This is a genomic window from Ruminococcus albus AD2013 (genome assembly GCF_000526775.1).
Classification (GTDB): domain Bacteria; phylum Bacillota; class Clostridia; order Oscillospirales; family Ruminococcaceae; genus Hominimerdicola; species Hominimerdicola alba_A.
The window spans coordinates 3,640,859-3,653,325 of the sequence record NZ_JAGS01000001.1 but is presented as its reverse complement, the minus strand read 5'-3'; the positions used below and the strand labels follow the sequence as shown (position 1 = coordinate 3,653,325).

13 protein-coding genes and 1 tRNA gene are annotated in these 12,467 nt (G+C 43.2%); 7 read left to right on the top strand and 7 right to left on the bottom strand.

The window, feature by feature from the left end; translation table 11 throughout:
• Positions 1 to 71 precede the first annotated feature (71 nt).
• Positions 72 to 686 carry a DUF6088 family protein gene (locus N773_RS0116450; RefSeq protein WP_024858818.1) on the bottom strand — a complete coding sequence of 205 codons (615 nt, stop codon included), beginning with the start codon at positions 684 to 686 and terminating at the stop codon, positions 72 to 74.
• Positions 687 to 1,109: 423 nt separating this feature from the next.
• Between N773_RS0116450 and N773_RS0116445 the strand changes: the two genes are divergently transcribed.
• Entirely contained in the window at positions 1,110 to 2,702 is a 1,593-nt protein-coding gene (locus N773_RS0116445; RefSeq protein WP_024858817.1) for an AAA-like domain-containing protein, read from the top strand.
• A gap of 148 nt (positions 2,703 to 2,850) precedes the next feature.
• Here N773_RS0116445 and N773_RS0116440 read toward each other — a convergent pair whose 3' ends face one another.
• The 4 genes from N773_RS0116440 to N773_RS0116425 form a co-directional block, all read right to left on the bottom strand.
• Positions 2,851 to 3,036, bottom strand: a complete 186-nt coding sequence (locus N773_RS0116440; protein ID WP_024858816.1) for a helix-turn-helix transcriptional regulator — start codon at positions 3,034 to 3,036, stop codon at positions 2,851 to 2,853.
• Positions 3,036 to 3,518 carry a helix-turn-helix domain-containing protein gene (locus N773_RS0116435; RefSeq protein WP_024858815.1) on the bottom strand — a complete coding sequence of 161 codons (483 nt, stop codon included), beginning with the start codon at positions 3,516 to 3,518 and terminating at the stop codon, positions 3,036 to 3,038. The genes N773_RS0116440 and N773_RS0116435 overlap by 1 nt, the downstream gene beginning before the upstream one ends.
• Positions 3,519 to 3,571: 53 nt before the next feature.
• Positions 3,572 to 3,955, bottom strand: a complete 384-nt coding sequence (locus N773_RS0116430) for a sigma-70 family RNA polymerase sigma factor (protein WP_024858814.1) — start codon at positions 3,953 to 3,955, stop codon at positions 3,572 to 3,574.
• Between the two features lie 591 nt (positions 3,956 to 4,546).
• Positions 4,547 to 5,278: a type II secretion system protein gene (locus N773_RS0116425; protein WP_024858813.1), complete on the bottom strand. Its 732-nt coding sequence runs from the start codon at positions 5,276 to 5,278 to the stop codon at positions 4,547 to 4,549.
• A 646-nt stretch (positions 5,279 to 5,924) separates the two neighbouring features.
• Here N773_RS0116425 and N773_RS0116420 point away from each other — a divergent pair.
• The 3 genes from N773_RS0116420 (at position 5,925) to N773_RS0116410 (ending at position 7,621) form a co-directional block, all read left to right on the top strand.
• A tRNA-Met gene (locus N773_RS0116420) sits at positions 5,925 to 5,998 on the top strand.
• A gap of 275 nt (positions 5,999 to 6,273) precedes the next feature.
• Positions 6,274 to 7,242: a 50S ribosomal protein L11 methyltransferase gene (gene prmA, locus N773_RS0116415; protein WP_024858812.1), complete on the top strand. Its 969-nt coding sequence runs from the start codon at positions 6,274 to 6,276 to the stop codon at positions 7,240 to 7,242.
• Between the two features lie 40 nt (positions 7,243 to 7,282).
• Positions 7,283 to 7,621 carry a hypothetical protein gene (locus N773_RS0116410; protein ID WP_024858811.1) on the top strand — a complete coding sequence of 113 codons (339 nt, stop codon included), beginning with the start codon at positions 7,283 to 7,285 and terminating at the stop codon, positions 7,619 to 7,621.
• 129 nt (positions 7,622 to 7,750) lie between these two features.
• On the opposite strand, the gene N773_RS0116405 is transcribed toward N773_RS0116410, so the two are convergent.
• Both N773_RS0116405 and N773_RS0116400 read right to left on the bottom strand, forming a co-directional pair.
• The gene (locus N773_RS0116405; protein WP_013497378.1) at positions 7,751 to 8,749 is read right to left on the bottom strand and encodes a GGGtGRT protein; all 999 of its coding nucleotides are present in this window, start codon (positions 8,747 to 8,749) and stop codon (positions 7,751 to 7,753) included.
• A 14-nt stretch (positions 8,750 to 8,763) separates the two neighbouring features.
• A complete protein-coding gene (locus N773_RS0116400) occupies positions 8,764 to 9,456 on the bottom strand; it encodes an iron-sulfur cluster assembly scaffold protein (protein WP_013497377.1) in 693 nt (230 codons plus the stop codon).
• Between the two features lie 261 nt (positions 9,457 to 9,717).
• Here N773_RS0116400 and N773_RS0116395 point away from each other — a divergent pair, with 261 nt between their 5' ends.
• From N773_RS0116395 to N773_RS21935, 3 genes are all read left to right on the top strand, one after another.
• Positions 9,718 to 10,179: a C-GCAxxG-C-C family protein gene (locus N773_RS0116395; protein ID WP_024858810.1), complete on the top strand. Its 462-nt coding sequence runs from the start codon at positions 9,718 to 9,720 to the stop codon at positions 10,177 to 10,179.
• Positions 10,180 to 10,322: 143 nt separating this feature from the next.
• A complete protein-coding gene (locus N773_RS0116390) occupies positions 10,323 to 10,613 on the top strand; it encodes a hypothetical protein (RefSeq protein WP_024858809.1) in 291 nt (96 codons plus the stop codon).
• Positions 10,614 to 10,807: 194 nt separating this feature from the next.
• A complete protein-coding gene (locus N773_RS21935) occupies positions 10,808 to 12,415 on the top strand; it encodes a S1C family serine protease (RefSeq protein ID WP_024858808.1) in 1,608 nt (535 codons plus the stop codon).
• Positions 12,416 to 12,467 lie beyond the last annotated feature (52 nt).

Here is a 12,467-nt window from a genome sequence, read left to right as displayed (position 1 = left end):
TATGTTATAATAAGTACATACCAAGGTATTCAGATGTTCTTAGGATTAGCTGCTCAAAAATATCCTTTTCATTATGCAACATAAAAAATAACACCGCTTTCTATGAGACTTCGCATAGCCTTGTCAGGGAAATAAGGAGCATATTTTGTCACAAGGTCCTGAGAAATATTACATTTTTCGATCCAATTTCTGATAACGGCTTTTCTCTCATCGTCAAAATATTCCGAAGGGGTACTGTTCATCATTTCAAGGAACTGCAAAACAAATATATTGTCATTATCAATTTTAACTCTTGACTTCCGCAAGATAACTTCCTGATTACCAACTTTTACTCTGCGAAGTTTTGAATTTTCGTTATTCGTTTGAATTTCTGGAATATTTGACATCTGTGTGGATAGTCCAGCTTGCTGCAAAGCTGTGATTCCGGTGTAAAATCCGATTCGATTTCCTTTCTCGGATAAATACTTTCTTTCTATGATTCTGCTGGGATTCAGAATACTGTTACCAAATGGTGTTTTGACTGGAATATAGTAAATACCTCGGTCATACCTGATGATCTGTCCGCATTCGCAGAGTTTCGCAAGTTCTTTTTTGATCCAAATATCAGAATAATTTTCATAAGAAATATCCGACGTGAATATGGGTTCATTTTTACCAAATGATTCCAGAAGATAATCAAACAACATATTCAGCACCTCCCTTTGTTGTACTGAGGATATTATACCACATTTAACCTTATAAGTCGATAATAGTATAATAGTAAATGGTGAATTATTATTTACAGTTATAATTTTCCCTATCTAGTGACCAAAAATACAAATATCACTCTTCTACTAAAGCAACCAAAGACTTTTTTTCAATCTGTAAGACTTCCCTTTCAATCGCTGACATGGGGCTGTTGCAGCCCCTACTAGAAAATGCGAATAATTGGAAATCTATTTATCACACAATTCTCTCTGTTTTTCGTTACCAAAACACCCTTTTTAACTTTAACTATGACTTGTATTCTTCTCCATTATGAAACATTTCAGCAAAAGGTTGCATTAATGGGTTATCTGTGCTATAATTATAATGATAGAGTATGCGCGAGCAGAAAGGGGCGTACAGTTATGAAAAAGTTCAAGACCACCGGACTATGCAATCCTTCTAAGAATTACATGGTAGACATTACAGAGCGCTTGAAGCAAATCAAGGTGATGATAGATAACGGTGACTACTTTACAATAAACAGAGCGCGGCAGTTCGGAAAGACCACAACCCTTGCTGCTCTTGAAAGGTATCTGAAAGACGAGTATAATGTTGTACGTCTTGACTTTCAAAGGATCGGTGATGCGGGATTTAAAACCGAAGAAGCGTTTGTAAAGTCATTCAGCAGAGCTGTTTTGCAGAAAAACAGCAAGATCAATATCCCCAAAAGTATAAACGACAAGCTGCTAGATTTTATCAACAGAAGCAGTGGTCTTGCTATACTTGACGAATTATTCTATTGCTTAATAGAATGGTGCAGCTGTTCGGAAAAGCCTATCGTCCTCATAATCGATGAAGTGGACAGTGCATCAAACAATCAGGTATTTCTTGATTTCCTTGCACAGCTAAGGCTCCAGTATCTTGACAGAGAAGATGACGAGGACAATCCTGCGTTTCAGTCAGTGATCCTTGCTGGAGTTGCCGATATAAAGCACATCAAGGGCAATATCCGAAACGATAATGATTCAAAGGTAAACAGCCCCTGGAATATTTCTGCGGATTTCAATATAGATATGTCACTGTCTGCCAACGGTATAAAGGGTATGCTTGACGAATACGAAGCCGACCATAACACGGGTATGAACACAAAGCTTATCGCCGATTCGATCTACGAACACACAAGCGGCTATCCGTTCCTTGTCAGCCGTATATGCCAGATCATCGACGAGCAGCTTGTACCGGACAAGTTTGACAGTCTTAATAAAGCATGGACTAAACAGGGCTTCAATGAAGCAATTAAGATATTGCTTTCCGAAAAGAACTCGCTTTTCCAGTCGCTCACGGGCAAGTTGACAAACTATCCCGATCTTAAAAGATCGATCAGAAGTATCCTCATGGAAGGTACAACACTTTCATATTCCGCGCTTCAGGAGTCTATCTCTCAAATGGAGATGTACGGTTTCATAAAGAACAATCACAATACAGTTGCCATTTCCAACAGGATATTTGAAACGCTGCTGTATAACCTTTTTCTTTCAGACGAGGAGATCAAATCAAGTGCGATGTTCAATGAAGGCACACTTGCCAAAAACATCTTTGTGGAAGACGGCAGGCTGAATATGCGCCTAGTAATAGAGCATTTTATAAAGACCTATACTCAGATATTCGGTTCGCTTGAAGATAAATTCAAGGAAAAGGACGGGCGTGAGCAGTTTCTGCTGTTCCTAAAGCCTATTATCAACGGTACGGGCAACTACTATATTGAAGCGCAGACCAGAGATCAGACACGCACCGATGTGGTTGTTGACTATCTCGGGCAGCAGGATATTATCGAACTAAAAATATGGCGTGGGCAGAAATACAATGCCGATGGTGAGCAGCAGCTTGTTGGATATCTCGATCATTTCGGGCTGAACATCGGATATATGTTGACATTTAATTTCAATAAAAACAAAGAACAGGGTGTAAAGCTTGTCAAGATCGATGACAAGACAATTTACGAGGGTACGGTATAACAAAAAGTCCCACCAAATAGATCGGTACTCATAAAGAATGTTTCCAAATACTAATATGAAAAACCTATACGGCTATAAGCAAAACAGGAAGGAACTTCATTTCGAGTTCTCTTCCTGTTTGTTTTTTTGTTACACATAATTCAGTACATCACATTATTACATTTAGCAGACCTATATCATTCCCACTTTCAAAACGAGCTATTGTTCCGACCGAGACCATTGATTTTTCTAAAAGCTCTGATCTTGTCATTGGCAAAGCGATCCTGTACTGCTTGAATCTTTCTGATATTTCCTTAGAAATAGCTCTGTCTTGTAATTCTCTGTTTATCTTCATTATTTGTCTATCTCCATCAACCGCACATAGCACTTCATGCTGACCCGCTTTCGCTCATTCTCCCAATCCTTGACACGGCCGACAGAAACGGACATCAACTCTGCTAGCCTGCATCGTGTGAGAGACTTCTTTTTTTGCAAGTTTCTGATATAACTTCCCTGCCCATTTATCAGGAACTTATTGTACTCATCGAGCAAGTCTGTGACTTTGCACCCGAATATCTCTGCAAGTAGTGTGAGCTTGTCCAACGGATACGCCGACAGCACATTGTTCTCCCAGCGGGCATAGGTGGTGCGGTCTACACCAATTTGAGCGGCTATCTCTTTTTGCATGAGCCCACAGCTTATCCTGTAAAATTTCAACCTGTCTGAGACTGTGGAATTATCATTAAGCTCAAAATCGGGTATTCCTTTCGGCTTGAAGCTGTGAATATAAAGGGTGACTGTTTTGCCGCTTGTGTGGGTAGAGTACAGCGTATACATTCGGCTCTTTACTCTGCGTAAAAATCGCCACTCGCCTATGAAGGGCACATCTTTTACATCATCTGACGAGAAAATGTCCGTTGTGATTGTGTAGCATTTTCAACACACCTGCTTCCGTAAGTCGCAAAGCGGGTACCCTTAGTATGATCGAAAGTCTGCACCGCCTTGATGAGCCCTATGGTTCCAATTGATATCAGGTCGTCCTGATCGGAAGAATTTGCATAGTACTTCTTGATTATATGCGCCACAAGGCGAAGATTGTGCTTTATCAGTCTGTTCCGCGCCTCTCTGTCCCCTGCGGACATCTTCTCAAAACATTCCCTTTCCTCTGCGGCACTCAGCGGCGGCGGAAATACCGTCCTGCCATCTAAATGCAGACCGAAAAATAGTCCGCCGTGGGATATCAGCCTGAACAGCTCAAGCAACTGTATCATCATATGTATCTCCTCCGTTTTGCTATATGATAATTCAGTATATTCCCCTGACTTCTCCGATTATGCAAAAAGCGCCCCCACATTATGCGGGAGCACCAATTTATTTTTTGCCACGACAAAAGCCTGCATATCGCAATATGCAGGCTCCGGCCCTTTCATAATATCTATAAACCTTTACTCTGGAAAGCTAATTAATAATAGGATACGATCTAACTTTCAAATTACCACATCAGCATCACCCTGATGCTCCGTATTCTTTTTGTTTCTTTCTATAAACATATTATACTGCATTTGACGTGTTTTGTCAAGTAAATGGTTTAATTTCACAATTTTAACTTTTATATTTGTATGTTTGCACAATTGGTTTCGATTTTCATGAGCTTAAATTCAGAATATTTAGTTTATTTGACAAAACTAAATATCGATTAAAAGGCGTTCTCGTCTTCCCACTCTGAAGATGAAAAAAGTCAGCCACACTCATAGATCGGAACATATAAAGCCGAGATAATTGAACCTCGGCTTTATATTATTGTGTAGTTTTAATTCTTCCGTAAGATCTCTAAAGCAGCATATTCATAAGATTTAATGTCAAGCTTAATACCAGCCGCCCATTTTTCCATCGTTTCCGAACTGTTTGTTGGAAAGATTTATATTGTAGAATTTTTCAGGGGACTGTTTATCGCTGTCAGTATAGATCTTATCCCATGTGCCGGTACCGATAAAATGAGCTTTGCTATCCAGATTAACGATGTATTCGCCGTTAATGTATGTGACCAGTATATTTGCTCTGTAAAGCTGGATCATACGCACTTCACCTGTGGTGTTATAAACAACGACAAGTCCGAAGTTCGTATCATTATCCTTGAGGTATTTAGCGCAATTCTTTGCATCTGTATTATAGCTCAAAGGATTTACACGCTTACCTGTTTTCCATGATTCCGAAAAAGTCGCATCGAGCTGACCAGCTATAACTCTGTCAATTGCCTGTGAGCCTGACGATTTGCCCGCATTGGACTTATAGACATTCCAGCTGTAACTGGTGAAACAGCCTACTCTCTCATACTTTCTGTCTTTTGCATTACCCTGTTCAAGGTAGAGCACCTTGTTGAATGCTGCTCTCTGATCATCTCCGCTAAGCAGAAGCTCATCTGTCAAAGAACTTTCTATCGAAGCTTTTATGGTTCTTGTATCAGCGACAGCAGCGGCGACCCTTGCCTTTCTGATGTAGCTTATAACATTAGGTACGATCAGGCTCGCCAGAATACCAATAATACACATAACAATGACTAACTCTACCAAAGTGAATCCCTTTTTATTATTTTTCATAAGCTCATTCCTTTCATCATGTTCATATTACCACAAATAAATCATTTTCATCACTTTATTTATTGACTATATTATATCAGGTTTAGACAAAATAGTCAACCTTATTAATCTAAATTTGTAGTTATATCCAAAGCAACGTATATAGTTTCTACAAATTGACTAAATCACAAGTTGACTAATTTTACAAATTAAAAGCATTCATCATTGTTATAAACATATAGGAAACAAATTTTGTTTCTATCTTTCAACCAAATGTCTCTTCCCTTATTTTTCCACTTTTGGAGCAGCAAGTAGAATTACAGATGTTGTTTTTTTCAATAAAGCTATCCATTCAACATTCCTCAAAACATATCTACAAAGCAGTGAATATTTACTGAAATGTTGTTTATTCACAATTCTGACACTGCAAAGCCGCGTATCAGCAGTGAAGTTTTGCACCACAAATATTGTTATGTTCATATTGTATAAGCATAGATGGAATGATCTCATATTTACAGTTGTGCGCTCCTATTATCAGCAATCTTACAGCGCTTCCAAATGTTAACATTAAGTAAACTTTGGATTTTTTCTCAAAACCATATTGACAAATGCAGTTTGGTATGATATAATAGACAAGTACTCAACGAGAGAACACAAAATCATATATCGCGGGGTAGAGCAGCTTGGTAGCTCGTCGGGCTCATAACCCGGAGGTCACAGGTTCAAATCCTGTTCCCGCAATCGTATACACTGTTCAGAGTGATCTGAACAGTGTATTTTTTATTGCAATATTCTATCAATGTACCATGTACCATTATAGAGTTATAGATATCGCCTTTCAAAAAATCGTTGTTGTCAGCAGGATAAACTTATAAAACTATGTCATTTGGGAACATTCTTAAAATTTTGAACTTTTTATGAAAGACCTTTACAAATTATGTAAAGTATGCTATAATGATTAATATAACTTTTGATTTTTGATAATATTTTCTAATTAAAAAAAGGGGAATTAATATATGGATTGGGTAGAAGTCGATATTTATACCACTTCCGAGGGCATTGAAGCTGTCACAGGCAGTCTTCTCGGGCTTGGCATAAACGGATTTGTTATCAAGGACGCAAAGGATTTCGAGGAATTTCTCAGCGATAAGAGCGTAAACTGGGATTATATCGATGATGATCTTATGGGTCTAAAAAACTGTGAGACAACAGTTACCGCATATCTGCCTGAAAATGCTCAGGGTCTGGATTATCTTGAAGCTGTCAAGGCTGAACTCCGTGCGCTGAAGACCCGCGATACCGAGAATGCATTCGGCAGGCTTGAATACGAGCTGAAAAATGTTCGTGAAGAAGACTGGGCTAACAACTGGAAGCAGTACTTCAAGCCGCTGGAGATAGGCGATAAACTTCTTATCAAGCCAAGCTGGGAGGATATCCCCAAGGGTGAGACAAGGAAGATACTGGAGATCGACCCCGCTTCAAGCTTTGGCACAGGACAGCACAACACAACTCAGCTTTGCCTTGAACTTGTTGAAAAGTATCTGGGTGAAAATGACAGAGTCCTTGACCTGGGCTGCGGCAGCGGTATACTTTCAATAGGCGCTGTTCTTCTGGGTGCAGATGAATGTACCGCCATTGATATCGACGCAAACTCTGTGAAGATAGCAGGCGAGAATGCCGAGAAGAACAATATCCCCGCCGAAAAATACCACGCTATATGCGGAAATGTCATCGACGATTCCGCACTTGTGGCTGAGATCGGCACAGGATTCGATATGGTATGTGCAAACATCGTGGCAGACGTGCTCATCGGTATGAGCGGACTGTTCAAAGGATTCCTGAAACAGGGCGGCAGACTGATAGTATCGGGTATAATCGATATGCGCAAGGACGAAGTTCTTGATGTTATAAAAGCACAGGGCTTTGTGCTTGACGAAATAAGAGAAAAAGAGGACTGGGTAGCAGCTTCATTCAAAGCACCGTAAGTCCCGAAAATATACAGCAGAACGAAAGGAAGTGCTTAAAATGCAGCTTATATTTGTAGTCATTAAGAGAGTGGAACTGGTGGACGAGATAATGCATGCCCTTGCGGCAGCAGGTATAAAAGGGGGCACCTGCATTGACAGCGTAGGAATGGCAAAGTCTATATCGGATATGGATAATCTGCCGATGATAGGCGTTCTAAGGGCAATGCTCAAGGGTGAAGACCCCGAGCAGAAGGGCAAGACTATCTTTGTGGCCGTTCACGACGACCAGATCGAAGCAGCCAGAGACGCTATACACAGCGTAACAGGCGATCTTACCAAGCCCAACGCAGGCGTACTCTTTGCAGTACCCGTTACCTTTGCCGAAGGCATCAACTGATATACAAAATAAAATCAGGCACTTTTGTCAGACTGACAGAAGTGCCTTTTATCATATCATCAGAAAGATCAGCATAAAAAAACGACCCGAAAACCCGGGCCGTTTGATATACTATATTAAAAAGGTGAATTACTTCATAGCCTCTTCAACAGCAACTGCGCAAGCAACTGTTGCACCGACCATGGGGTTGTTGCCCATGCCGATGAGACCCATCATCTCAACGTGTGCAGGAACAGAAGAAGAACCTGCGAACTGAGCGTCAGAGTGCATACGACCCATAGTATCAGTCATACCATAGGAAGCAGGGCCTGCTGCCATGTTGTCGGGGTGCAGAGTTCTGCCGGTACCGCCGCCGGAAGCAACAGAGAAGTACTTCTTGCCTGCATCTGTTCTTTCCTTCTTGTAAGTACCTGCAACAGGGTGCTGGAATCTGGTAGGATTGGTGGAGTTACCTGTGATGGAAACGTCAACGTTCTCCTTCCACATGATAGCAACGCCTTCGGTAACATCGTTAGCACCGTAGCAGTTAACCTTAGCTCTCAGACCCTCGGAGTAAGCCTTGCGGAATACTTCCTTAACCTCGCCGGTGTGATAATCCATCTCGGTCTCAACATAAGTAAAGCCGTTGATACGAGCGATGATCTGTGCAGCGTCCTTGCCAAGACCGTTCAGGATAACTCTCAGAGGCTTCTGTCTAACCTTGTTAGCCTTCTCAGCTATACCGATAGCGCCCTCAGCAGCAGCGAAAGACTCGTGACCTGCCAGGAATGCGAAGCACTCGGTATCCTCTTCCAGCAGCATCTTGCCCAGGTTGCCGTGACCCAGACCAACCTTACGCTGGTCAGCAACAGAACCGGGGATACAGAAAGCCTGGAGACCCTCGCCGATAGCAGCAGCAGCGTCAGCAGCTCTTGTGCAGCCCTTCTTGATAGCGATAGCGCAGCCTACAGTGTAAGCCCACTTAGCGTTCTCGAAGCAGATAGGCTGGATGCCCTCAACGAGCTTGTATATGTCCAGACCCTTAGCCTTACATACATCAGCGCACTCCTCGATGGAGTTGATGCCGTATTCCTTTATAACAGCCAGGATCTGCTTTTCTCTTCTCTCATAAGATTCAAATAATGCCATGATACTGATCCTCCTTATGCCTTTCTGGGGTCAACGAACTTAACGGCATCAGCAACTCTGCCGTACTGACCCTTAGCCTTCTCAAAAGCTGTGTTAGCGTCGTCGCCTGCCTTGATGAAGTCCATCATCTTGCCAAAGTTTACGAACTTGTAGCCGATGATCTCATCGTCAGCATTCAGAGCGATATCAGTAACATAACCATCGGTCATCTCCAGGTAACGGGGACCCTTAGCCAGTGTACCGTACATTGTACCAACCTGAGAACGCAGACCCTTACCCAGATCCTCCAGACCTGCACCGATGGGCAGACCATCCTCGGAGAATGCAGACTGCGAACGACCGTAAACGATCTGCAGGAACAGCTCTCTCATAGCGGTGTTGATAGCGTCACAAACGAGGTCTGTATTCAGAGCCTCCAGAATTGTTCTGCCGGGAAGGATCTCGGAAGCCATAGCTGCGGAATGGGTCATACCGGAGCAGCCGATAGTCTCAACGAGAGCCTCCTGTATAACGCCCTCCTTAACATTCAGGGTGAGCTTGCAGGTACCCTGCTGGGGAGCACACCAGCCGATGCCGTGTGTAAAGCCCGAGATATCCTTTATCTCCTTTGCCTTGACCCACTTAGCCTCCTCAGGGATAGGAGCAGCGCCGTGAGCAACGCCCTGTGCGATAGGGCACATTGTTTCAACTTCGTGCGAATAGATCATTGATAATAACTCCTTTCGGTTATTTGGCAGTCCATGCCGCCTCTATAATATAATACTACATTTCTTCTGACAATTCAAGTCTTTTCACAAAAATTTTTAATTTAACTGTCATTTTTTACGAAAGCCCTGTATCCCACTGTTTCAGGGGCTTCAGTAATACTAAAAAGCCTGTTTGCAGAGTTAGTCAAACATATACTTGCATATCCGAAGAAAATGGTGTATAATTAAGATATCTGATCATTTCACAGGGAGGATAAGATCATGTCAGCAGATCATTCAAAGAAAGCCTGCGAGCTTTTTGCAGGCGGATATAACTGCGCACAATCGGTGTTCGCAGCTTTTACAGACGTTACAGGCATGGATAAGGAAACAGCACTGAAGCTTTCTTCAAGCTTCGGCGGAGGAATGGGCAGATTGAGAGAAGTCTGCGGAGCCTGTTCAGCGATGTTCATGGTGCTTGGTATGCTTTACGGCACAGGCGAAGATTTTGGATATGAGGATAAAGCCGACCACTACAAGCGCATACAAGCGGCTGCCGAACAATTCAAAGAGAGGCACGGCACTATCGTATGCCGCGAACTTCTGCAAGGGCTGAAAGCCACCAGCGACCCCAATCCCGAGCACCGCACGGAACAGTATTATAAAGTGCGTCCCTGCATAAGATTTGTTGAAACAGCATCGGAGATACTCGATAAGTACATCGCCGAAAATCCGATAGATTGATTGGCAAGCAGCAAGTAAAACCAAACAACATATATTAATAATATTTATGCAAAGCGCTGAAAATATTAAGAAAATATTGAAATAACCATTATAATGAGTTATAATTATATCATTAAATGAATTTATGAAATAGGGGGATATTTATGGAACCGATCAAGGCTTTTATTCAAAAATGGCGTGATAAACTTGCATATATGGAATTCAGCGACCTTTTCCCACAGAACAAGAAGTGCGATGTACGTGATATCAGAAGCGTGATATTCTTCATCGGCATATATCTTGTTGCGCTCATTTTCTGTGCGCTGTTCTTTGTTGTACTGGGCTCGATACCTTTCATCTGGTGGCTGTTCAGATTCATCGGTGTGGTAGTAGGTATCTACGCTCTCGTTGGTATGGTACACATACTCTTGCAATACATGAAATACAACAGCTGATCCGTCAGTCATACAGATAACGATGTCCCGAAGCGTATAAAAGCGTTTCGGGACTTTTTGTTTGCCCGCTCCCCCGCCATGAAACCTATATCATAAAATCCCCAAATAAACACCCATACTCCACTATAGCTTTCTCTATTCCCATATGTTGACAAAGCAATGCGGGCATGATAAAATAATATGGGGGTGATGATATGTCAAGAATGGTCGATAGACTGGCAGAGTCGGGCAGTGGATGTTTTGTGCGCTGTGTAGGCGTTTCTGACAGCTATTTGCTTGATATTGAAGAACTTGACCGCCGTTTTGAGGGAGAGGGCTATCTTCGCCTTAACAAACTAGATACTCCTACGAACAGCGATGAACTTGAAAGGCTCAGAAAAGAATCCGAGGAATTTGCCGAAAGCTTCGAGGGCGAAAGACTTCTTGCACTTTACCGCGAAAGCGTCAGCGATATAAATACATCGATAGAAACAAACCTCATCATAAGCCTGCTGCACTGGAGCAAACTGCTGGGCAGCCGCACGGGCGGCGTGCTTATCTACTGCGGCAAAACAGGCTACAAGGAATATCTTTTCTGTTATCTGGCATATATGAAAGGCTGGAGAGTACTTGTGCTGATGCCCGAGGGCGAGGGCAAGATCTCTTCTGTACTTATAGAAAAATCAGAACTGATAACATTAGGTATGCCCTATGCAGTGCAGATACCTGCCTATGTACCTCCCCGCGTTGTTACTCCCCCGCCTGTAAGACAGCCTGCTCCACGTACCTATCCCGGTACTCCGCAGCGTCCTCAGCTGACAGACAATAACCGTTACGGCACACCGCCGCGCGAGTACAGGAGCGGACCTCGTCCCAATGCACCCATGCGTGGTGACGAGGGGAATATCAGGGTAACGATACCGCCACGCGAGCGCAGGAACGGTCCGCGTCCAAATGCACCTATGCGGGGTGATGAGGGAAATATCAAAGTAAAAATACCGCCGCGCCAGCGTACCAAAGGCAGTGCAAATGTTTCAAAGCAGACGTTTACCGCCGCCGCACCTGAGGATATCCCTTTTGAAACTCACAGTGATATCCCTGAAGCAGAAAACAACTTCTCGCCGTTCCCGCAGAAAAATCGCACGCAGACTCCCCCGCCCGCGAACCGCAGTACGCCGTCCGTGATGAATCGCAGCGTACCAACTCCGATAAATCGCAGTACACCTGCACCGATGGAGCGGAGCAGACAGCGGGAGCTTTCTTCCGAGGAGATAGCAAGGCTAGCAGAATCCGTGGTAATGATAACCGTGTGCAACAAGTTCGGCGATATGATAGGCAGTGCTTCGGGCATAGTTATAAATGCCGACGGATATATACTGACCAATCATCATGTTATCAGCAAGGGCAGCTATTTCCTTGCGAGATTTGAGAATGACCGTACAGCATACCCCGTTCAGATAGTCAAGTACAACAACGTGCACGATATGGCGCTTCTGAAAATACATCGCCGTGCTAAACCGTTGCCGCTGTTCAGAAACAAAAATCAGGAACTCGTGCGCGGACAGAAAGTTATCGCCATCGGCAGTCCCCTGGGGCTTTTCAACACCGTATCCGACGGCATAATCTCGGGATTTCGCGTGATAGATGTCACCGATATGATACAGTTCACCGCGCCCATATCCCACGGAAGTTCGGGCGGCGCACTGCTGAACACCTACGGAGAGATAATCGGTATGTGTACAGGCGGCGCAAAGGAAGGTCAGAACATCAATCTGGCTGTCAGCTGCCGCATCATCGAACCTTTTATCATGAATTTCATATAAACATCAAAAACGGCTTTCCACTTGGGAAAGCCGCTTTTTTCATGCTTTTGCT

Coding starts and splice junctions, on each gene's coding strand:
- N773_RS0116435 (WP_024858815.1), bottom strand. CDS start 3,518: ATGTATACGCTGTACTCTACCCACACAAGCGGCAAAACAGTCACCCTT.
- prmA (WP_024858812.1), top strand. CDS start 6,274: ATGGATTGGGTAGAAGTCGATATTTATACCACTTCCGAGGGCATTGAA.
- N773_RS21935 (WP_024858808.1), top strand. CDS start 10,808: ATGTCAAGAATGGTCGATAGACTGGCAGAGTCGGGCAGTGGATGTTTT.
- N773_RS0116410 (WP_024858811.1), top strand. CDS start 7,283: ATGCAGCTTATATTTGTAGTCATTAAGAGAGTGGAACTGGTGGACGAG.
- N773_RS0116440 (WP_024858816.1), bottom strand. CDS start 3,036: ATGAAGATAAACAGAGAATTACAAGACAGAGCTATTTCTAAGGAAATA.
- N773_RS0116425 (WP_024858813.1), bottom strand. CDS start 5,278: ATGAAAAATAATAAAAAGGGATTCACTTTGGTAGAGTTAGTCATTGTT.
- N773_RS0116430 (WP_024858814.1), bottom strand. CDS start 3,955: ATGATGATACAGTTGCTTGAGCTGTTCAGGCTGATATCCCACGGCGGA.
- N773_RS0116445 (WP_024858817.1), top strand. CDS start 1,110: ATGAAAAAGTTCAAGACCACCGGACTATGCAATCCTTCTAAGAATTAC.
- N773_RS0116450 (WP_024858818.1), bottom strand. CDS start 686: ATGTTGTTTGATTATCTTCTGGAATCATTTGGTAAAAATGAACCCATA.
- N773_RS0116405 (WP_013497378.1), bottom strand. CDS start 8,749: ATGGCATTATTTGAATCTTATGAGAGAAGAGAAAAGCAGATCCTGGCT.
- N773_RS0116395 (WP_024858810.1), top strand. CDS start 9,718: ATGTCAGCAGATCATTCAAAGAAAGCCTGCGAGCTTTTTGCAGGCGGA.
- N773_RS0116390 (WP_024858809.1), top strand. CDS start 10,323: ATGGAACCGATCAAGGCTTTTATTCAAAAATGGCGTGATAAACTTGCA.
- N773_RS0116400 (WP_013497377.1), bottom strand. CDS start 9,456: ATGATCTATTCGCACGAAGTTGAAACAATGTGCCCTATCGCACAGGGC.